Source organism: Algoriphagus aquaeductus (assembly GCF_003253485.1).
In the GTDB taxonomy this organism is placed as follows: Bacteria; Bacteroidota; Bacteroidia; order Cytophagales; family Cyclobacteriaceae; genus Algoriphagus; species Algoriphagus aquaeductus.
Genome location: NZ_QKTX01000009.1, coordinates 126,454 through 148,918, shown reverse-complemented (window position 1 = coordinate 148,918; position 22,465 = coordinate 126,454). Strand labels below are relative to the sequence as shown.

The 22,465-nt window shown below is 44.9% G+C and carries 16 protein-coding genes and 1 pseudogene; 11 read left to right on the top strand and 6 right to left on the bottom strand.

The genetic code is table 11. The annotated features are described in order from the left end of the window. The first annotated feature begins 200 nt into the window (after positions 1-200). The 7 genes and pseudogenes from mtaB (at position 201) to CLV31_RS13335 (ending at position 8,631) form a co-directional block, all read left to right on the top strand. Positions 201-1,520, top strand: a complete 1,320-nt coding sequence (gene mtaB / locus CLV31_RS13375) for a tRNA (N(6)-L-threonylcarbamoyladenosine(37)-C(2))-methylthiotransferase MtaB (protein WP_111393402.1) — start codon at positions 201-203, stop codon at positions 1,518-1,520. An 827-nt stretch (positions 1,521-2,347) separates the two neighbouring features. Beyond that, positions 2,348-2,797 (top strand): IS200/IS605 family transposase, encoded by a 450-nt coding sequence (gene tnpA / locus CLV31_RS13370; protein WP_111393401.1) that lies wholly within the window; start codon positions 2,348-2,350, stop codon positions 2,795-2,797. A gap of 771 nt (positions 2,798-3,568) precedes the next feature. Further along, positions 3,569-5,587 (top strand): alpha amylase C-terminal domain-containing protein, encoded by a 2,019-nt coding sequence (locus tag CLV31_RS13360; protein ID WP_245943398.1) that lies wholly within the window; start codon positions 3,569-3,571, stop codon positions 5,585-5,587. After that, entirely contained in the window at positions 5,587-6,687 is a 1,101-nt protein-coding gene (locus CLV31_RS13355) for a hypothetical protein (protein ID WP_111393399.1), read from the top strand. Before CLV31_RS13360 ends, CLV31_RS13355 begins: the two co-directional genes overlap by 1 nt. Positions 6,688-6,974: 287 nt before the next feature. Continuing rightward, on the top strand, positions 6,975-7,205 hold the full coding sequence (locus tag CLV31_RS13350; RefSeq protein WP_111393398.1) for a hypothetical protein: 231 nt from the start codon (positions 6,975-6,977) through the stop codon (positions 7,203-7,205). Between the two features lie 91 nt (positions 7,206-7,296). Then, positions 7,297-7,485 (top strand): annotated as a pseudogene (locus CLV31_RS22270) (type II toxin-antitoxin system RelE/ParE family toxin); the annotation flags it as partial. Positions 7,486-8,172: 687 nt separating this feature from the next. Beyond that, positions 8,173-8,631, top strand: coding sequence for a hypothetical protein (locus tag CLV31_RS13335; protein WP_111393395.1), 459 nt, complete (start codon positions 8,173-8,175; stop codon positions 8,629-8,631). Positions 8,632-8,717: 86 nt separating this feature from the next. Here CLV31_RS13335 and CLV31_RS13330 read toward each other — a convergent pair whose 3' ends face one another. Continuing rightward, entirely contained in the window at positions 8,718-9,209 is a 492-nt protein-coding gene (locus CLV31_RS13330; RefSeq protein ID WP_146250898.1) for a hypothetical protein, read from the bottom strand. A gap of 454 nt (positions 9,210-9,663) precedes the next feature. Here CLV31_RS13330 and CLV31_RS13325 point away from each other — a divergent pair, with 454 nt between their 5' ends. From CLV31_RS13325 to CLV31_RS13310, 4 genes are all read left to right on the top strand, one after another. After that, a complete protein-coding gene (locus CLV31_RS13325) occupies positions 9,664-12,063 on the top strand; it encodes an ABC transporter permease (RefSeq protein WP_111393393.1) in 2,400 nt (799 codons plus the stop codon). A gap of 193 nt (positions 12,064-12,256) precedes the next feature. Further along, complete coding sequence (locus CLV31_RS13320) at positions 12,257-12,802, top strand: VanZ family protein (RefSeq protein WP_111393392.1); 546 nt, start codon at positions 12,257-12,259, stop codon at positions 12,800-12,802. Between the two features lie 160 nt (positions 12,803-12,962). Beyond that, entirely contained in the window at positions 12,963-13,847 is an 885-nt protein-coding gene (locus tag CLV31_RS13315) for a pirin family protein (RefSeq protein ID WP_111393391.1), read from the top strand. A 2-nt stretch (positions 13,848-13,849) separates the two neighbouring features. Beyond that, on the top strand, positions 13,850-14,251 hold the full coding sequence (locus tag CLV31_RS13310; RefSeq protein WP_111393390.1) for an OsmC family protein: 402 nt from the start codon (positions 13,850-13,852) through the stop codon (positions 14,249-14,251). A 187-nt stretch (positions 14,252-14,438) separates the two neighbouring features. On the opposite strand, the gene katG is transcribed toward CLV31_RS13310, so the two are convergent. The 5 genes from katG to CLV31_RS13285 form a co-directional block, all read right to left on the bottom strand. Next, the gene (gene katG, locus CLV31_RS13305; protein ID WP_111393389.1) at positions 14,439-16,643 is read right to left on the bottom strand and encodes a catalase/peroxidase HPI; all 2,205 of its coding nucleotides are present in this window, start codon (positions 16,641-16,643) and stop codon (positions 14,439-14,441) included. 220 nt (positions 16,644-16,863) lie between these two features. After that, positions 16,864-17,418, bottom strand: coding sequence for a hypothetical protein (locus tag CLV31_RS13300; RefSeq protein WP_111393388.1), 555 nt, complete (start codon positions 17,416-17,418; stop codon positions 16,864-16,866). Between the two features lie 310 nt (positions 17,419-17,728). Then, complete coding sequence (locus tag CLV31_RS13295; protein WP_181452635.1) at positions 17,729-18,802, bottom strand: acyl-CoA dehydrogenase family protein; 1,074 nt, start codon at positions 18,800-18,802, stop codon at positions 17,729-17,731. 190 nt (positions 18,803-18,992) lie between these two features. Next, entirely contained in the window at positions 18,993-20,288 is a 1,296-nt protein-coding gene (locus tag CLV31_RS13290) for a prolyl oligopeptidase family serine peptidase (RefSeq protein ID WP_111393387.1), read from the bottom strand. A 195-nt stretch (positions 20,289-20,483) separates the two neighbouring features. Beyond that, positions 20,484-22,175, bottom strand: a complete 1,692-nt coding sequence (locus CLV31_RS13285) for a GMC oxidoreductase (RefSeq protein WP_111393386.1) — start codon at positions 22,173-22,175, stop codon at positions 20,484-20,486. Positions 22,176-22,465: the final 290 nt, after the last annotated feature.

The following is a 22,465-nucleotide window of genomic DNA, read 5'->3' as shown; positions in this document are numbered from 1 at the left end:
AAAATAGAAAAATATGTTTCTCAAAAAGAAAAAGGCTCATTTTTGAGGTGATTTTTCAAAAAATTTCCACTTTTTTCAAAAAACTCTCTTCTTTTCTCAGGCAAAACCCGAAAAAAAGTGTGTTTTACTCCCAGAATTAGGAAAATTGTAAAAAGCTGGGGATTACTTACCTTTGCAAATCCACTATTCGGAGGAGAAAATTGAAAAAAGTTGCCTTCTATACCCTCGGTTGCAAGCTAAATTTCTCAGAAACGTCCACCATCAGCAGACAATTTGAAGAAAAAGGCTACCTGAAAGTCGATTTTCAGGAAAATCCCGACATTTTCATCATCAACACCTGCTCGGTCACCGACAATGCCGACAAAAAGTGTAAAAAGATCGTCAAGGAGGCTAAAAAGATCTCCCCCAACTCCTATGTGGCTATCATCGGCTGCTATGCGCAACTCAAACCCACCGAAATCTCCGAGATCGAAGGCGTAGATGCAGTCCTGGGTGCGGCCGAAAAATTCCGACTGCACGAACTTTTGGGCGACTTTGCCAAAGAACAAGAGGCTAAAGTCCTCGCAAGCGAAATCACTGAAGCCCGCTCCTTTAATAATGCGTACTCCATCAACGACCGGACAAGGACTTTTCTGAAAGTTCAGGACGGCTGTAATTATGGTTGCGCCTTTTGCACGATTCCGCTGGCAAGGGGAAAAAGCCGAAGCAATACCATTGAGTCAGTTTTGGCTTCTGCCCGGGAAATCGCCGCTACCGATGTAAAAGAAATCGTCCTGACCGGTGTGAATATCGGAGATTTTGGTATCGTGGAAGGAAAGCGAAACGAGCGATTTGCGGATTTGGTCTTTGCGCTGGATGAGGTCGAGGGAATTGATCGATTCCGAATTTCCTCCATTGAGCCCAATCTCTTGACCAATGAGATCATCGAGTTTGTCTCCCGATCTAAGCGATTTGTCCCCCACTTCCATATTCCTCTTCAGTCAGGCTCCAACACTATATTACGAAGAATGGGCCGCCGCTACCTGCGCGAACTCTACGAAGACCGGGTCAGCAAGATCAAGACCCTGATGCCAAACGCCTGTATTGGCGTGGATGTGATCGTGGGATTTCCGGGAGAAACCGATGAACTTTTCCTCGAAACCTACAACTTCCTCAACGAGCTGAACATCTCTTACCTGCACGTATTCACCTACTCCGAGCGGGCCAACACCCGAGCTGTGGAATTGGATGGCATCGTACCGATGAAAAAGCGGAACGAACGTTCCAAGATGCTGCGGATTCTTTCTGAGAAAAAGCGAAGGAAGTTTTATGAGGAAAATCTGGGGCAGACCTTTACCGTACTTTTTGAAGAAGACGTGGAAGATGGCAAGATGCACGGCTTCACCGAAAACTACATCCGTGTCGCTGCCAAATACGACCCCATGCTGGTGAATGAACTGAAGCAGGTTACCCTGGATGCTATCAATGCTGCCGGTAATGTAGAGGTAAGGGAACCGGAGATGGTTTACGAAAAGCACTAAGTCAATTTAAAATAAGAAAATCGCCCCTGCGGGGCTCTTGACACTTCAGTAAATTCTTTTTCCCCCGGCTCCCTACGGTCACCAAGGGTCACGAAAAGTAACGATCCTGCGGATCTGATTTTCAGAGGCCAGAACTTCTTTTTCAAAATGGGTTTGCTTTGGAACGCACAGCTCCGAAGGAGCAAAACTTTTCATGACCGCGGGCGGTAGCCCGTGGAAATAAAAGCTTTTACTTTGTTAGCCCTGAAAGGGTGAAACCATTTTTTCCCGTAGATGATCACCCCTGCGGGGCTCTCGTTAGTTTTTCTATCCTTCAGCCCCCGGCTCCCTACGGTCACCAAGGGTCACGAAAAGTAACGATCCTGCGGATCTAATTCGGAGATTTCAAAACTTCTTTTTGAAACGAAAACCATATTGGGACCCTAGCTCCGGAGGAGCCTAACCATTCTTGACCGCGGGCGGCAGCCCGTGGTAGGGAAACAATCATTTATTTGAGCCCTGAAAGGGTGAAACTCTTCTTGCCCCTGGAGAAAATCACCCCTCAGGGGCTCTTGACACTTCAGTAAATTCTTTTTCCCCCGGCTCCATACGGTCACCGAGAGTCACGAAAAGTAACGATCCTTCGGATCTGATTTTCAGAAGCCAGAACTTCTTTTTCAAAATTGGTTTGCTTTGGAACGCACAGCTCCGAAGGAGCAAAACTTTTCATGACCGCGGGCGGTAGCCCGTGGAAATAAAAGCTTTTACTTTGTTAGCCCCAAAGGGGTGAAACTTGTTTATATTCTTCTCCAATATTTTTAAATTCAACTACGTCAAAATCAATTTTTATGACTTCCTATCGCCAATTGTTATATCATATCGTTTTTCATACAAAAGGAGCTGAAAAAACGATCCCTGATTCTCATTGCAAAGAACTTTACAATTACATCTGGGGAATAGTTAAAAACAAAAACTCAAAGCTTTACCAGATCAACGGAATTGAGGACCACATTCATATGTTAGTCGACATCCATCCTACTCTGCCTGTTTCTGATTTTGTTCGTGATGTTAAATCTTTTTCCAGTAGATGGATGAAACAGACTGGACATTTCCAAAAATTCAAAGGTTGGGCTGATGGTTATGGTGTTTTTTCAGTTTCGTATAGAGAAAAGGATATGATAATTGGATATATCAAAAAGCAAAAGGAGCATCATAGAACTATTTCGTTTGAAGAAGAGTATAGAAAGCTGCTTTTAGAACAAGGCATCACTATTGATGAAAGGTATTTTTTAAAATAAAAAGATCACCCCTGCGGGGCTCTCGTTAGTTTTTCTATCCTTCAGCCCCCGGCTCCCTACGGTCACCGAGGGTCATGAGGAGTGGCGATCCTGCGGATCTGATTTAGAAATTTCATCTGTTTATAATTTGATTTTTAATGGCCAGATGGAATGCCCCGGATAATCATTCCCCTGTGTGAGAAGCATTTACTCATGGGCATTTCATGTTTTGATCTTTTAAGGAAACTCTTGTTATGAAAGCTGGCTCCGGAGGAGCCTAACCATTCTTGACCGCGGGCGGCAGCCCGTGGTAAGGAAACAATCATTTATTTGAGCCCTGAAAGGGTGAAACTCTTCTTGCCCCTGGAGAAAATCACCCCTCAGGGGCTCTTGACACTTCAGTAAATTCTTTTTCCCCCGGCTCCCTACGGTCACCGAGGGTCACGAAAAGTAACGATCCTTCGGATCTGATTTAGAAATTTCATCTGTTTATAATTTGATTTTTAATGGCCAGATAGCCTGTCCCGATCTTTCATCGGGAGAATGCCCCGGATAATCATTCCCCTGTGTGAGAAGCATTTACTCATGGGCATTTCATGTTTTGATCTTTTAAGGAAACTCTTGTTATGAAAACTGGCTCCGAAGGAGTAAAACTCTTCATGACCGCGGGCGGTAGCCCGTGGAAACAAAAGACAGTTCTCTTTTGAGCCCTGAAAGGGTGAATCTTTTTCCACCACACTTCCATTCCTCATTATTTTTCCTAATTTCATCTCAATCAAATTTCTACTTTTTGTGAGCCAAAAACCGCTGCAAATCCTTTCTGACGAATCCTGGCTGGAGCCTTTTGCCCCGGCAATCCAATCGAGATTCGAACGATTCCAATCCGCCATCCGTGCCATCAACGACTTCTCCGGCAGCATCCTCGAGTTTGCCAGAATCCATGAATACTACGGCATCCACTTTGACAAGATCCGCAACGGGTGGATCTATCGGGAATGGGCACCGGCGGCCAAGGCACTTTTCCTAATGGGTGACTTCAACTGGTGGGACCGCAACTCCCATCCGCTACGCCGCAATCATCGGGGTGATTGGGAGATTTTCCTGCCTTTTGAGCAATACAAACACACCTTCATCCACCAAAGCCGCATCAAAGTCCGGGTCATCGGGGCCAATGAAACCGATCTCGACCGGATTCCGGCCTATATCCGTCGGGTGATTCAGGACGAGTCCACCCATGACTTTGCCGGGCAACTCTGGTTTCCCGAAAGCGAATTTGACTGGAGCGATCAGGAGTTTTCCCTCAAAGAAGCCCAGCAAATGCCCCTGATCTACGAGTGTCACGTGGGCATGGCTCAGGAAAAACTCGGAGTCGGGACATACCAAGAATTCGAAGAACTCATCCTCCCCCGCATCAAAGCCGGTGGCTACAATGCCATCCAAATGATGGCCGTGATGGAGCATCCGTACTACGGTTCCTTCGGCTATCATGTCTCCAATTTCTTTGCGCCTTCCTCCCGTTTTGGGACACCGGAAGAGCTCAAAAGCCTGATCAATACCGCGCACCAAATGGGCATCGCCGTGATCATGGACATCGTGCATTCCCATGCCGTGAAAAACGTCCTCGAAGGCCTCAATGAATTCGACGGCAGCGAAGACCAGTACTTCCATCCCGGTGCCAGAGGCTACCACGAGGGTTGGGACTCCAAGCTATTTAATTACGGAAAATGGGAAGTGCAGCAGTTTTTGCTTTCCAATATCCGCTACTGGCTGGAGGAGTTTCACTTTGATGGGTTCCGCTTCGATGGGGCCACTTCCATGCTCTACCATCACCACGGACACGTGTCTTTTGACTCGGCGGAGAAGTACTTCGATGCCGGAGTGGACGAAGAGGCTGTGCTCTATTTTCAGTTGGCCAATACCCTAATTCATGGACTCAAGCCCCAAGCGATTTCCATAGCGGAAGAGGTCAGCGGCATGCCGGGACTGAGTCGAAAAGTCGAAGATGGAGGTCTTGGTTTCAATTTCCGTCTGGCCATGGGGATTCCGGATTTCTGGATCAAGACACTGAAGCACAAGCTGGACGAGCAGTGGGATATGTTTGAGCTGTGGCACGAACTGACCAACCGACCTAAGCGGGAAAAATCCATCGCCTATGCCGAAAGCCACGATCAGGCGCTGGTCGGGGACAAAAGCATCGCCTTTTGGCTCATGGACAAGGAGATGTACTTCTCCATGTCTGTGCTGGAGCAAAATCTCGTCGTGGATCGGGGCATCGCCCTGCACAAGCTGATCCGCATAATCACGCTCACGCTGGGCGGGGAAGGCTACCTCAACTTTATCGGTAACGAATTCGGGCATCCCGAGTGGGTGGACTTCCCCCGACTGGGCAACGACTGGAGCTACCAATACGCCCGTCGGCAGTGGTCACTGGTGGATACGCCTCACCTGCGCTACCGGCAACTCGACGCCTGGGATAAGGTAATGATCCAGCTTGCTACCGAGCACCAACTCCTCTCCTCCCCTCCTGCCGAGCAACTCTTCCTCGATCCCGACAAGAAGATCCTGGCCTATACCCGCGGAGAATTGATCTTTGTATTTTCCTTCCATCCGACTGAGTCCTTTTTCGGCCTTCCGGTCCGTATGCCTGAGGCAGGAACCTATCATATCCTCCTCAATTCCGATGAAAAGGAATTCGGTGGCTTCGAACGCCTCGATAAGTCCATCGCCTACCCTACGGACAAAGACCAACAGGTGCATTTGTATGTGCCGAACCGGGTGGTGATGGTGATTAAACTAAAAAAAATGATTTAATGAAACCTTTACTAATTATATTCCCTATAGTTCTATTTCTCTATTTGAATAATAATGAAAATAGTATTACAAATGACAAAAAAATAAATAATTCAGACAGTATTTCAAATACTATTAAAATTAAAGAAATAAGTCGGTTAAGGGAATATTTTCCAGACTTAAATTTTACAGCCACAATAAACAAAAAGAAGGCAACTATATATGAGAAACCTGATTTAAAAAGTTACATAGTCACAGAATTAGACTCAGGGATATCAATAGAAATAACTGGAATAACAGAATTTAATATAGAAAAATTCTATTTTATTTCATTCAATCAAAAAAAAGGATGGATAAAATCAGATGAAGTAGATTTAACCGATTTCTCAAAAGCTTTAATTGATTTTCATGACAATTTTTATTTTTATAATAAGTTACAGCCTTTTTACAATGAATCAGAAATAAAACTTCTAAGGTCTATTTTAACACCAATATTCACGGAGAAAATATTTAAATTAAAAGAATCAGAAGATGAATTAAGACTTCTAGATTCCAAATACAATCAAGAAAAAAGCCTAATCAAGAACAAAAAACAACTTAAAAAAGTCACTGAAAATCATCAAATAAGAGTGAATTTTTTGAAAAAAAATCAAATTGAAAATTATTTAAAACTAAAAAAAGATCTTGATAACATCAGCAAAGAAAAAATAGAAATATTAAACAAATTTGTTGAAGCCAGGATATCAAATGAAGAGAAATTAGAAATTGAACGAATAAAAGCTATTTCTAAAAATAAAGATGATTCCTTAAACCTTATTGAATCAAAAAAGATTGCAATTGAGAACAAAAGAATTCAAAACGAAAAAGTTATAAAAGCAAAAACAACCAATAAAGAAAGGTTGGATAAACTCATTTTCAAGTATGGTGAAATAAATGGAAATTCAATTTTTGAAAAGAAAGTTTGGATAGGAATGACAGAGGAAATGCTTTTGGAAAGTCTTGGAAAGCCTCAAGATGTTACTGTCACAGAAACAATTTATGGCAAATCAAAGTGGTATAGGTTTATTGGGAGATTTGTTAGGACAGAAAACGGAATAGTAACGGTAATTTCAAGTAGATAAAAATACTGTTATGAAAAACAATTAAATTATTGAAAGGAATTACGAAGCCCCTCCACTAGGCGTAGTTTCTTCCCCCGCTAGGCGTAGTCTATTTCTATTAAATCTTGAGGTTCAGTTTGGCGCTGGGTGAAGCTTTCCCACCCTGCAATCCGGCCCAAGGCTAAAATCTTCCATAGGGAAGATTTCTTTTAGCCTTGTCCTACCCACATATCACAACCAATTTGCAATTGGATTTCAAGACCCATTCAATGAATTTTTCCCTAAATTCACATTAAACTTCACAGGCTATGACTACCCTAGACCTTAAAAAGCACCTGATTCAGCGAATTTCGGAAATCGAGGATACAGCTTTCTTGGAAGCCATCAAAACGATCTTGGACAGTAAATCCCAAATCCTCCACCTGACTGCTGAACAGCGGGCCGAAATCAAGCAATCGCAAGAGCAGATCAAACAAGGCCTTTTTATCAATCAGGACAAATTGGATGAAGAATTTGAAAAATGGGCAAGCGAAAACTGATTTGGTCTCATTTAGCCAAAATCAGACTTTTTGAAATTCTTGATTTTTATACCCATCGGAATAAAGCTCTGATTACTCTAAAAAGCTTTACCGAGATTTCAATCAAAAACTCAGATTGACAATCCAAAACCCAAAGATGGGAATCAAAACAGACTTTGATTCCATAAGAGGGGTAATCGTAAGAGATTTTATTCTTTTTTATGAGGTGTCACCTGATCATATCATTGTTCATACAGTTTGGGACACACGACAAAATCCCGAAAAATTAAAAATAAAGTGAGCAGGAAGTGAATAGATTTTATTCACTCTTATACCCTCCACTAGGCGTAGTTTCTTTTCAACCCCTTTGAAGTCCTATTTGGCCCTGGGTGAAGTTGTACCGCCCTGCAATCCGGCCCAAGGCTAATTCCGATCTTGATCGGAATTCTTGACGCCTTACTCTACCCTACTATGCTCATCCATTTGAAATTGGAATTCAATTGAAATCACCAAAATTCCACCGCACACAAATCTCATTGGATTTTTCTAAGGATTGGAAAAAAGCCTGATTTCCGGATAAATCACCTAATTGTTTTGTCAGCCATTAATCAAACAAGCTAATCAAGGGTTCAAAACGGAATGTGAACCAGATAAACGAAAGATTATTCCAACTTTTCAGCTTCCAATAATTCAATATTCGACTACATGTTATTCAGTAATTTGGAAGTATACATTTCAATCCTTACTATTAATTATTCATTTAATTATTTTCCACTCCTCTCCCTCAACAACTAACAGCGCATTTGATCAATCGGACAGGCAAGCCAAAAGGGAAAAGTTGAACCCCTTTTGGATGGTTTGGAGGGTAGAATTCACAGGGGAGACATTTGACAAGGTTGAAGACTTAATTCGAGGTATCAAGCACAGAAAAATCATAAATCCGCTTCAATTTCTTGTTAAAAAATGAGGATCCTTTAAAAAACAGGTTATGAATCAAGTACTCTTTTATTTTCTGGTATACGTCCAATTTATCCATCCCAACAGCGAAAGGATCATTGGGAAATGGGACCTGATTTCCTCAGGAACAATCGAATCCATAAAAAACTCTGACGGCTATCTGCTTTCCGACTTAAAAACCCAAACGCTGGCGAATGAGATGTTCCAAGTTGCATTGGACAGTGTATTTTATGAGTTTAAAAAAGACACCCTCATCTATCAAGATGTGGCTGTTCCGGAGGGACAGATGCCGGTAAAAACAATCACGAGAAAAGCCATTTGGACTCTCCATGGAGATACCCTGATGGTCAAAGAGCTGGAAAGAAATTATTTCAGAACCTATGTGGTCAATACGATAGGAAAAGATTCCTTAAGCTTATATCCCATCATCGATAATAAGGCAAATTTTAAGGGAGGGTATACCTTTATTCGGGTTTCAATAAACAAGTAGCGGACAGACTAAACCAGGTCGCCAAGCCAAATTGTTCGCCAACCTGACTTTAGTTGGCGAGCATAAGATTGCTTTTTCAATGACCTTTATTTGACTGCAAACAGAATAACCGCTGAAGAAATTTGCCCTTTGGAACCCACAGGGCCTGCATCAAGCAGCACTTCGTAATTTCCGGCAGGGATTTCACTTCGGAGGTCAGGCTTGCCGTTTACAGCACTTAGCTGAGCAATAAAATCGAAAGTCTCCACGGGCATAAGCATGTCTCCGGGGAAGAACGGCATAGGTGCCCGCTCCAGTTTGGAAATGACTTTCCCGTCTTTTTTCAAGGTAGTTCTAAACCAAATCAGAGCTACCTCTTGACCACTCGATGTTTGCGGCAGGGACTTTCCTTCGAATACAAAATGGATCGGGTGATTTTGCTCCCTGAAAGCCGCATACAGATCCACAGCTTGATTGGATTTGAGCGTCAATTCGACTTTGGATTTAGAGCCCACCACTAATTTACCCTGGATTTCCTGAGCCTTGGCTCCAACAGAAAACAGGATGGAAAAGATCAGCAACGCAGTAAAACGTGTCATAAATAAGAGTTTGTTAAGGATGGAAATAATTGAACAAGTCCCAGCAAGACCACTTCGAATGACCAAAGTGCTGATGGATACAAGCGTTAATTCCATAAGCGAGCTCAGGTAAACACAGCAAATACAAAAAACTTCCTTGTACTGAAGTTGCTTCTCGAAGTACTAGTTTTCAAAAAAGGCGCCTATTCTTTTCCAATTCCTCCACATTACTATTTCGATCGAATCAAAAGTCGAAATTCTACAAATCGTCCTTATGCGGACAAAAATGTTCAGTATTGCTTGTTGACTCATTGCAAAAACCTCGTCAATTGCGCAAATGAAGCATTTTTCGCCTTGGCACCGCATTCGTATACCAGTCACAGTCCGGAGTCAAACTTGAGTAGATCGATCACTTTAGCTTCTGGTTTCGGATGGATTTGCTAAGCTTAATTGAATTGTTAAACTCTAACCGACCATGTGGAAAAATTACCTGAAAGTGGCCTTCCGAAATCTGATGCGATACAAGATTTTTTCCTTTATCAATATTTTCGGACTCGGTGTGAGCATGGCGCTCAGCCTGATTGTCATCACGCTTGTACTTGACCAGTACAAATACGACCGGCACAATACCCAGAAGGAGCGCATCTTCCGGGTCAACACCCTTTCTGAGAAGTACAAACCCAGCGCCACCACCACCATGGCACTCAAAGAAACCTTACTTGCTGAAGTGCCCGGAGTGGAAAAAGCAGCACGAATCAAACGGGGATTTGGCAACATCAGCATGATGGATTTCAAGCAGGATATAAACATTCCGGTCACCGGATACTTTGCCGACCCCGAAATTCTAGAGCTATTCGAACTCGAACTTGAGGCAGGCAATCCAGCCACTGCCCTGACAGAACCCTATTCAGTGGTATTGACCCGGGAATCAGCCAGTAAACTCTTTCGGAATCCCAATCCGATCGGGGAAAGCATCAAGGTAGGCGAACAGGGTGAATTTAAAGTAACGGGAATTCTCAAGGAAAACCCGGACCAAAAGTCCCATGTCATGTTTGAAGGACTGGCCTCTTTTGCCACGCTCAAAAGCCTGAATCCGGTGGACAGTACTGGTTTTGATCCTCTCCAATCCTGGAACCAAATCCATGAAGGCTATCTGTATATCCTGTTGGACGAGGAAGCATCCTCGGATCAGGTTCAGGCCCAACTTCACCAAATCGCAACTGAGCACTACGCCGCCGATGATCCCTCCAAACATGATTTTGCCCTGCAAAACCTGGCAGATATCGCGCTCGGCCCGGACATCAACAATCCGATTGGCCCCTTTTTACCCCGCATTTTCGTGATTTTTCTGAGCGCCTTGGCTGCCATCGTGATGCTGACCTCCTGCTTTAACTACACCAACCTCTCCATCGCCCGCTCGCTGACCCGTGCCAAAGAGATCGGTATCCGAAAAGTCACCGGTGCGGCCCGTTCCCAGATCTTTTTCCAATTCATCGCCGAAGCTATTCTGACTTCTGGTCTTGCCTTAGCCTTTTCCTGGATTTTGGTCATTCTGAGCAAGCCGTATCTCCTGAACCTGCGCTTGGTGCAACTCCTGCGTTGGGACTTTTCGACTTCCTTGGAAGTGTATCCCTACCTGATCGGCTTTGCCGTGTTGGTGGGGTTGATGGCAGGATTTTTCCCAGCGGTGGTGCTTTCTTCCTTGCAACCTATCCGAGTATTGAAAAGCTTCGGCAGCATACGCTTGCTTTCCCGATTTGGGCTACGCAAAGCCTTGCTAGTCATACAGTTTGCTATTTCTCTAGTATTTATCATGTCTGCTATTTTGGTCTATCGGCAGACTGATTTGTTTCTGAACAAAGACCGAGGATTTGCGGTGGATGACAAGGTGCTGATCAAGCTCAACCAAACCAATGGAGCGCAACTGAAGGCTGAATTGATCCGATATAGCAATGTGGAAAGCGTGTCTTCCATTTCCCATATTCCTGGTGCCGGAGTGACCATGGGTGATAATTTTAAAGTTACACCTGAGGCAGAAGCCTACGAAATGGACTATTTCCATGTGGATGAGGAATACCTGAGCAACATGGAATTGGGTCTGCTGGCGGGAAGGAATTTTTCCGAACAAAACCCTGAATCCAACAAGACCAAGATTCTGATCAATGAGCTGGCGGTGGAAAAGTTTGGCTTTGGAAGCCCTTCGGAAGCTATAGGACAAGCTATTTATCGGGGAAGCGATCCTACTCTCTATGAGATCATCGGCGTGGTGCCCAATTACATTCATCGGCACATGCTCATGCAGGATGCACCTATGGCGCTGATGTACAATCCGGCTGAGTTCGGTCAGTTACAAGTGAGATTTACCGGAAGCGAAAAAGCGATGCTTTCGACAATACAAGCCGCTTGGGATAAAGTCAATCCCGATTTGAAAATGAATTTTGAGTTTTTCGAAGTGGAAATGAATGAATTGTACAACGTGTTCTTTGGGGTGCTGGGAAAAGTAGTAGGACTGGTCGCATTTCTGGCGATTACGATTTCTTGCCTGGGACTGCTCGGCATGGCCACCTATGCCGCTGAAGTACGAACCAAAGAAGTCGCCATCCGAAAATCCCTCGGCGCTTCTGTCCCGGAGATCGCGATACAACTGTCCATGGGTTTTGTTAAACTGGTCGGTATCGCGATTCTGATCGGTCTTCCTTTGGCTTGGCTGGTCAATAACCTTTGGTTGGAAAATCTGGCTTATCGGGTATCCATTGGAATCGGCACGATCGGACTTTCTCTTCTTTTCATCGCCCTATTGACCTTATTGACAGTAGGATCTCAGGCCTTGAAAGCCGCTTTGCTCAATCCTTCGGATAGCCTCAGAAATGAATAAGCCAAGAAAATGCTGGAGGCAGGAGTAGGTTTTTCTATTGCGGATTCCGGTAAAATGGATCGCGTCAAGAAGATTTTTTGGTGCGATCCTTTTTTCAATTCTTGGCAAATCGATTCCCTGCCCATTAATAAAACAATCCTAACAAAAAGAATAAAAAATGGTCACTTTTAGTAGTTTCCAACGCCCTTGATCCATGAGCATTTTATTCAAATCAAAGCCTCTTACGGTCATTTTACTGGCCATTTACCTGATTTCACTTTTTTGGATCATCGTCCTCAAGTTCAACATCAGTGCCTATCACGACGGTGTGGAACGAAGCATGAATTGGATTCCTTTTCCCAGCCTCTTTGGTCTTTCAGGACAAGGAGATTTGAATGAGTCTCTCCTGAATATTTTTATTTTCATTCCGTTTGGCCTGTATGTTGGAATCCTAGGTGAAAATTGGCCCATCGGGCAAAAGCTCATTCTTTTCTTTGTGACCAGTTTCATTTTTGAAATCAGTCAATACCTTTTCAAGTACGGTGCCTTTGATGCCACTGATTTGGTGAATAATACGGCAGGAGGAGTCATTGGATTTTTGATTTTCGCTGGACTTGAAAAGCGTTTAGGCGAAAATAAAAGAGCCCATCACATCATCAATCTCTTGGGTTTGGTGGGCACTGTGCTGGTTCTTTCTTTCCTCTTTTACCTCAAGCTAAATCACCTGTGGATCTTCAGGATGGAATTGATCCAACGGTGAAAATGCTCGTCTAATGACAGAAGGAAAAGCATCTTGGAATTCAAAGTTGGTCATACCAAAATCCTTCCTTTTCTGATTTGTTGCCCCTCAAATAGGGAAAAGGCGTTGTTTTCTGATCAAAAAAGCCCATTTTTAATATCAGTACTTCACATTTTTATTTATGTCCAACATCCAACTTATCATCGAAGAGCGCGCCGCCGATATCGGCAAATTTCTCGTCGGCCGTCTCCTGCCCTTCCGCCAAAAGCGAATGATCGGCCCCTTCATTTACCTCGACCACATGGGCCCGGTGAAGCTCAATGCCCGGGAACAGATGGACATCCGGCCCCATCCGCATATCGGACTTTCGACTTTGACATTTCTTTTCGAAGGAAGCATCATGCATCGGGACAGTCTGGGCAATGCCGTCGAGATTCAGCCCGGAGCCGTCAATTGGATGACTGCCGGAAAAGGAATCGTTCACTCCGAGCGCACTCCGGATTACCTGAGGGATTCGGAAAAAATCATGCACGGCTTGCAGATCTGGGTGGCTTTGCCCAAGGACTTGGAACAAATGGAGCCGGAGTTTTTCCATATCGAAGCTCAGCAATTGCCTACCTGGGAAGAAGGTGAGCTTCAGTTCAAACTGGTAGCCGGAGAAGTGATGGGACATCGATCGGCAGTGCCTGTCTATAGTCCCCTGTATATGCTGGAGATCAAAAGTAAACAAAAACAAACCGTGGATCTGGAGGGAAAACTGTTTGGGGAAAGCGGCTTGTATATTCTGGGAGGAGGAATCGAAAGTGAAGGAAATCAATTTGGCCCCAAGCAAATCCTGGTAGCCAAGGATACCAGCTTATGTGCATTTACCATCGAGGCCAACAGTACGATTTATATTTTTGGCGGAGAGGCTTTTCCTGAGGAGCGGTTTATCGACTGGAATTTTGTGGCTTCCGACAAAGAGCTGATCCGAAAAGCGAAGGAAAACTGGGAAGCTCAAGCCTTTGCCAAAGTTCCGGGAGATGAAGAAGAGTTTGTTCCCTATCCCACCTTTCCCAAAAAGTAACCATGGATAAAATTACTGCCAGCATCAAAAAAGAGCTGTATAAAATTGAAATTCATTCTTCCTCCGGAAATGTCCTGATAGCTGACGAACCCGAGACCGTGGGAGGCAAAAATCAGGGCTTTTCTCCTAACGAACTGTTGGCCTCTTCCCTGGCAGCCTGCACCAGCGCCACACTTCGGATGTATGCGGATCGTAAAGGCTGGGACTTGCAAGAGGTGAAGATGGAGGTCCACCTGGAAGTAAACCGGGAAGGTAAACGCACTGAGATCTACCGGAAAATCGAGCTGATCGGAAACCTGGATCAGGCTCAGCGCGATCGGATGCTCGCCATCGCCAATTCCTGTCCCGTGCATAAAATCCTCAGTGGATCGATCTCGATTCAGACCGAACTGAAAGAAAATTAGAAGGGTGAAATTAGAAGTATGAAATCTGAAAGTTTCAGCTTTCTGATTTTATACTTCTTTCATTTATGAATCAAGATTTGAGGAGTAAAATCCTCCTTTGTGTCTTAGAGCCTTCGTGGCAATACCCCAAAAAAAAGCGGCCCCTTTCGAGACCGCTTTCAGGTGTGATTAGCACTTTTCTATCGGATTACTTCAGATCAAATCGATCCAAGTTCATCACCTTGTTCCAAGCTGCCACGAAGTCTTTTACAAACTTCGCTTTGCCGTCTTCGCAACCGTAAACTTCCGCATACGCTCTCAATTCGGAATTGGAACCGAAGATCAAGTCCGCGCGGGTAGCAGTCCACTTAGGTTCACCGGTTTTTCTGTCGCTACCTACAAACACGTTCTGCTTGTCAGAAGTCGCTCTCCAAGTAGTGCCCATATCGAGTAAGTTCACGAAGAAGTCGTTGGTCAACTTACCAGGAGTTGCGGTGAATACACCATGCTTGCTGCCATCCCAGTTTGCACCCAAAGCTCTCATACCACCTACGAGGGCAGTCATCTCAGGAGCAGTAAGCGTCAACAACTGTGCTTTGTCGATCAATGCTTCTTCGGCCTTCACCGTGCAATCAGCAGACAGATAGTTTCTGAATCCATCAGCCCAAGGCTTCAACCACTCGAAAGAATCCACTTCGGTTTCTTCCTGAGAAGCATCGGTACGGCCTGGAGTGAACGGAACTGTAATGTCGAAACCAGCGTCTTTAGCAGCTTTCTCTACTGCTGCGCAACCGCCCAAGACGATCAAGTCTGCCATAGAGATTTTCTTGCCACCACTTGCAGTGCTGTTGAATTCTTCCTGAATGCTGGCCAATACGCCCAAAACCTTGTTCAATTGAGCAGGATTGTTCGCTTCCCAGTTTTTCTGAGGCTCCAGACGGATACGGCCACCATTGGCACCGCCTCTGAAATCAGAACCACGGAAGGTGGAAGCAGAAGCCCAAGCAGCAGAAACCAACTCAGCTACGGTCAGGCCGGAAGCCAAAATGTTGGCTTTCAAACCAGCGATATCTGCTGCATCAGCCAAAGGATGGTTTACCGCAGGGATTGGATCTTGCCAGATCAGATCTTCAGCAGGTACTTCAGGACCTTTGTAGCGGGCCTTAGGTCCCATATCGCGGTGAGTCAGTTTGAACCAGGCTCTTGCAAAAGCGTCGGCAAAGTACTCGGGATCTTCATAGAATTTTCTGGATACCTTTTCGTACTCCGGATCAAATCTCATGGACAAGTCGGTAGTCAGCATGAAAGGCTTGTGGAATTTGCCGGGAATATGCGCATCAGGAATGATCGCTTCCGCATTCTTAGCAACCCACTGATGTGCTCCAGCAGGGCTCTTGGTCAGTTCCCACTCGTATTCGAACAAGAACTTGAAGTAATCATGACCCCACTTAGCCGGAGTGGATGTCCAAGCACCTTCCAAACCGGAGGTGATGGTATCCGCACCATGGCCTGTGCCATACGTACTGTTCCAGCCTGTGCTCATCTCTTCGATGGAAGCACCGGCAGGCTCAGCGCCTACATATTTTCCAGGATCTGCAGCACCGTGCGTCTTACCGAAGGTGTGGCCACCGGCAATCAGGGCAACTGTTTCCTCATCGTTCATTGCCATACGGCCGAATGTCTCACGAATTGCTTTGGCAGCCAAAAGTGGATCCGGCACCTTATTAGGTCCTTCCGGGTTCACGTAGATCAAGCCCATTTCGGTAGCTCCCAGTGGATGCTCCAATGCTTCAGGGCTTCTATGTGCGGTCCACTCTTTTTCTGAACCCCAATAGATATCCTGCTCAGGCTCCCATACGTCTGCACGACCGCCACCGAAGCCAAAGGTTTTGAAACCCATAGATTCCAAAGCCACGTTACCGGTCAAGATCATCAAGTCAGCCCAAGAAAGCTTTTTGCCATACTTCTGCTTTACTGGCCAAAGAAGCAAACGCGCCTTGTCCAAGTTGGCGTTATCAGGCCATGAGTTCAAAGGAGCAAAACGCTGCGTACCTGTTCCGGCACCGCCACGTCCGTCCTGCACTCGGTAAGTACCGGCACTGTGCCATGCCATACGGATCATAAATGGACCATAATGACCGTAGTCAGCTGGCCACCAATCCTGAGACGTAGTCAACACTTTTTCGATGTCAGCTTTTACTTCAGCCAAGTTTAAAGACTCGAATTCCTTCGCATAGTCAAAGCCCTCATCCATTGGATTGGACAAAGAAGAATGCTGACGTAGAATGTTCACATTCAACTGGTTAGGCCACCAATCAACGTTTTGCTGACCCTTGCCTGCTGCTGCAGCCATTGAGCCATTGTGGAAAGGACATTTGGAAATGTCGCCTCCGTTTTTGCTGTGTGTATCCATAGTTTATAGTTTAGTTAGATTGAAATGTATGCGAATTTAATAAAAGAAACCCGTATTAAAATTATTTTCCGATTGATAAAAACTATGACTCTTGTCAGGAAATAAAGAAGTTAGGGAGAAAGGAAGTTTGGAAGTTTGGAGGCTAGGAAGTCGGGAAGAATGGAAGTGGGAAATTGGACAGATTCAAAGTTGGGAAACTCCTGGCCACCCGAAAAAGAAGTCAAAATTCATTGGAAAGTGATTCGATGGAGCGCAGCAGTTGAATGATTTCCGGGTGGATTTGTTCATCTGGACTGTGTATGGAAAAGCCTGTTGGTTTTTGGTTTTCTTTACTTAGGGAGAACGAAAAAAAAGTTCCGTCGAGGACTAATCGACTTGAATTTTTAAGATTTGATTGCTCCACCAAATTCTTCCATTGGCTGATCAAAAGGTCCATTTCTTCCAGCGCTTTTTTATCCGTAATCAACATCGAATCAGAGATGTAGGTCGTCTTGGATTTGACAAATTCCTGTAAAAGAATTCGTTGTTCGTCTGAGGGTTTTTCCAAGACGGTGGTTAGATACAGGCTATCCGCTGCACTCCCTTTAGAGGGGAAAATCTTTTCTTTGACGATCAGAAGCCCTCCTTCATCACTTCGCTGAAGCGTAAAATTTATTTCCTCTTGTGCAGCGCTGGCTTTTTTGGTGATCCTGAGTTTGTAACAAGGCGAGGATTGGCTGAAAGCGAAAGTTGCCGAGAAGAGCAAAAAAAACGATAAGAAAGCATTTTTTACCATGCCATAACTTACGACAATTTAGGGCCAAGTTGTCCCCAAAAATCAAATTCTCGAAAACAAACTGATAAACAAGGAAAAGAAGTTTAAGAATTACATGCCAGTCTATTTTCTTAAACCACACTAGTGATATAGTTCCACATAAAAAAAGCTTTTCATCTATGTTCTCTAGGTGTCTATTGTGATTTCATTTTGATGAAAATCCCTTGGAAAGAAAAGGATTATACTATACCTCTCTCTTATTCACTTTGCAGAAACTTTGCGCCTCAGAGCCTTCGTGGCTAAGCATTTTTTTAGTCTTTATGGCAGACCCTCAAAAAGGAAAAATCAACAACGCATGCTGGCTGACCGTATTGAAATCCCTCCACACCCGATTGAGTTCGGTGTGAGTTTTAGCAGCTTCCAAACCGGCAAAAGGATGCATTTTGGAATTGACTTCACGGCAGATTTGTGTCAGTTTTCGGCTGCTCTGACTGACTGATTTGAGAGATTTGTTAGAGATTTTTCCCTTGATTTCTAGTTCATTCCAAGAAAATTCGACTGCTTCAAAAAATCTACCTCGGGCCGTTTCCAGCTTCATTTCACAGGATTTTTCCAGCTTTAGAAAATAGTCCAAGTGCTTTTGACCGTACTTTCGGAATTCATGTCGCTTCCAAAACGTCTCCGAAATCAGCCTTTGCAAATGTTTCGTGATCCCCAGAATATTCACCGCCAAAGTAGCCTCTGCAAACTGGAGAAAGGGATAGCGGAAAATCGACTCAGTTCTTGTGACTTTTTCCGGAAGGATTTCAAATGCCCGATGTAGAGGAACTTGAAGGTTTTCGGTTTTGAACGCATGACTTCCAGTCGCGATCATGCCCATGTAGCTCCATCCGTCAAGGATTTCCACTTCTTCTTTTTTCAGAATAAAAGCTTTGACAATAGGTTTTCCATTCGCATCCAACAGCGCTTTTCCATCCTCCAGCATCTCGCAATTGGCCGTGAAATACGTCGCATGTAAAGCCCCAGAAGCATAGGTCCAACTACCGGAAATCTCATAATGATCTCCCTTCCGATTGGCTTTTCCTCCCACAAAACCGCTTCCTGCCAGGCAAACCTTGGGATCGGTAAAAATTTCCCGACTGAGCTCCTCATCCAAAAAACCCACAAACCAGCCTGCCCCGGCACATAAGGTCACCGTCCAACCCATACTCGCATCGAGCCGGGCAATTTTTTCTTCCAAATACAAGGCGTTGAGTAAGGTCAAACCTAGACCCCCCAATTCTTTCGGAACAAACAGCTTGAACCATTTTTCCTGATAAATCAGATTGAGCATTTCAGGGCTCAGGCTACCTTGTTTTTCAGCTTTTGGAGCCCAATCGGTATTAATCAATTCGGTGGAAATCATGAGGCAAGTTTACGAATAAAAAGACCTACCCGGTTGGCTGCTTTCCTGCTTCTCCAGAAGCTGGACTAACTGTAGCTAGAATGTATTGACTTTGCAAAAAAAATCCTGCTTTCGGAAAAGCAGGATAACAGTTTACAAACGTCAAACTTTTCCAAAGTTCTAAACTTTGGAAAAGTTATCAGCAATCAAATCATTTCTTCTTTTTCTGGGCAGCCATCCACTCCATGATGGTAACGGGCCGACCATTGAGTATTACCGGTGAACCGTCAAAATCAGTTCGGGCAACATTGGCATGGGAATAAATCCAAGACCAGTGGCCATTGTATCGGAAGTCTTTTCCACCGTAGAATCCGGTGATGTCGTACACATTGTCATAGTAGGTGAAGAAGACATTTTTCGCTCCTGCTTGCTTCAATCGGTGGTATAAAGGAACTACAGTTTCATCAGGCTTGGTGGTCATGTCGTCTTTGGCATGCACAAACCACATGGGAACATTCTTGATTTTTTGAACTTGAGCATCAGAGATAAACTCATTGTTGTAAGCCAAAGCCGAGATGTATCCCGCCGCAAAATAATCCGGATGCTCAAGGATCAATTTCAAAGACATATAGCCTCCATTGGAGCAACCGCCAACATAAATTCGGGTCGGATCCACCAATGGATTTTTGGTTACAAAGTCCTGAATCAAAGCAAAAACAGCTGCATTGTAGATATCATTGGTCTGTCCGCGGGTCATTCCTTCCCCACTGTTCATCCAGAAAGTTGGGGTCTGAGGAGCCAAGACAAAAGCGCCTTCGCCAAACAACACCTGGATCTCTGGAGAAGCATAATTGAAGGCTTTGTTGCCCATCAAGGCGATGGTCGGATCAGTTCCCCCTTCTCCTCCACCGTGCAGCCAAATGATCAGAGGAGCCTTTGTCTTTAGATTTTTTGGAGAAAAAGCTCCGTAAGTCAAGGTCGTATTCTCATGGGTGAATTTGCCAGTCAGGTCAAACTCATCAACAATCGGACGGATTCGGCCAGCTTCCTCTCCCCAACTTTTTCCTGATTTGGTATGGACTACAGTGACGCCATAATCGATCCAGACATTGGAAGCACGATTGCCCATTCTCAGGTATTGGATACCTGATCCCAGCGGATTGACCGGGCTGACGGCAAGGACCAAGGTCAGGTGAGTACCGTCATCTTTTCGGTTTCCATTTTCGTCGGAAGCATATGAATAAACAACGCTTCGCTTGCCGGAAGTCTGTGCGGCGGGAATTTCACCCAAAGTAGAAGATCGGGTGACAAAGACTTCAAAATCCGCAGCACTGGTCTCCTTGGTGGGATTGGCATCGTGAAGAATCACCTTGCTGACTGCTGGTCCCCAGTCAAATCCTTCGATGACGAGTTTGTATTTACCCGGTGCAGGAGGATTGTCAATATTTGCCCAAACCAAAAAAGGAAGGGCAAAAAGGAACAGGAGAATAGGTATGTTTTTTTTCATAAAGGGTAGGTTTTGGGTTTGAAGATTTGGTTTGGGAATTTCGGAAATGTCGGGAATAGACCTAAAAAAATTACTCGAAAGGCAAGAAGTATGGAAGCTGGGGTGTAGGGAAGCATGGAAAACAAGATATTCGGAAGAGTAGCTCCAGTGCACCAAAACTTCCCAACTTCCCTACATCCTAACCTCCATTCTTCTTTACTTAATATTCCCCTTCTTCAACTCCTTGACCGCATAATCCACCGCACGGGCAGTCAGGGCCATGTAGGTGATCGAAGGATTTTGGGTGCCGGTAGAGGTCATCGCTGCCCCATCCGTCACAAATACATTGGGTGCCAAATGCATCTGATTGAAGCCATTCAACAGCGAAGTTTTGGGGTCACGTCCCATCCGGACTCCCCCCATCTCATGGATATCCAGCCCCGGGGCCTGTTTGCTGTCGTTTTTGTAAATATGGGTCACTCCTGCTTTAGTCAGCATTTCCTCTCCCTGCTCCAAGAAATCTTTCAGGAGTTTTTCGTCATTGTCATCGTATGCCACGTCTACCTGAAGTTGGGGAATACCCCAAGGATCTTTCAAATCCGGGCTTAGAGATACCAGATTGGTTTCCTTAGGGATCGTCTCTCCTTGCATCATCATAAAAACCGACCAAGGCCCTGGTTCCGAGTTGGCTTGCTTGAAATCAGCTCCAAAAGGCAAATCCCTCGCCCCTCCCCAGCCTCCACGACCGGCCGAATAGAATGTCATATAGCCTCGAAGGAAATCCATTTCCTGTTTTTTCACATTTCGGAAATTGGGAAGCATGACTGCCGTGGGGCGACGACCATAGTAATATTTATCCTCAAATCCTTCGAATCTTCCTCCCAAAGTGCCCCGATAATTGTGGAACGCAATGTATTTACCCAAAATCCCGGAATCATTTCCCAATCCATTGGGAAAGCGACCGGAAGTGGAATTGAGCAAAATCAGATTGGTATTCAAGCAAGCTGCATTCAGAAAAATGACATTGGCGAAATATTCAGTGGCTTCATTGGTGATCCTGTCAATCACCCGGACCCCGGTGGCTTTCCCTTTATCCTCATCCCAAATCACGGAATGAACTACCGAATCCGGGCGGATGGTCAGGTTTCCGGTTTTTGCGGCAGCTGGTAGAGTTGAAGAGTTAGAACTGAAGTATCCACCAAATGGACAACCCCGATAGCATTGGTTTCGGGCTTGGCATTGACCTCTACCTTGGGCCAGATGGACATCCTTTGGTTGGGTCAAATGGGCACAGCGTCCAATCACAAATTTGCGGTCTCCGTAGGCTTCCAGAATCCGCTTTTGAACCTCCTTCTCCACACAGTTCATCTCCCAAGCAGGGAGAAATTCCCCATCCGGGAGTGTTTCCAACCCATCGTAATTGCCGCTGATTCCCACAAAACGCTCCACATAGCTATACCAAGGAGCGATGTCATCATATCGGATCGGCCAGTCCACAGCAAAACCGTCTCTTGCCGGCCCTTCAAAATCAAACTTGCTCCAGCGCTGGGTCTGACGCGCCCAAATCAACGATTTACCCCCGACCTGATAGCCTCTGACCCAGTCAAAAGGTTTATTTTGGATATAAGGATGCTCTTGATCTTTTACAAAAAAATGCCGGGTGTCTTCTGCATAGGCATAGCACCGATTGACCACAGGATTTTCCAACTTTTCTGCAAGCGGAATGCGGTTGCGATGAGGCATATCCCATGGGGCTGAGGTCATGGTCGGATAGTCCTTCAGGTGTTCTACTTGGCGTCCCCTCTCCAAAACGAGAGTTTTTAGACCTTTTTCACAAAGTTCTTTTGCAGCCCAACCTCCGGAAATCCCGGAACCCACTACAATAGCGTCGTACTGATGAGTATTCATAGTGGAAAAATAAGTGTTTGGAACCAAACTTTACGAGAATTTTTGGTTTTGATAAAGCATGGAAGTTGGGAGGCTGAGCGGTTAGCAGGTTTGGTAGTCAGGAAGCTAAAAAGCCAGTGAATGAAAATTCCCTGAGCAGATCATCATCGACCGTTATTGAACATATTGCTTGAAAAATAAAGAGCTTGAAAAAAGAAAACCCAAGCCTCAAATGATTTCAGGCTTGGGCTTTTAAAGTATTCTGAATATCCGCTCTCCTACCAGTAGACTTAGCTAGCTTATGAAATTTC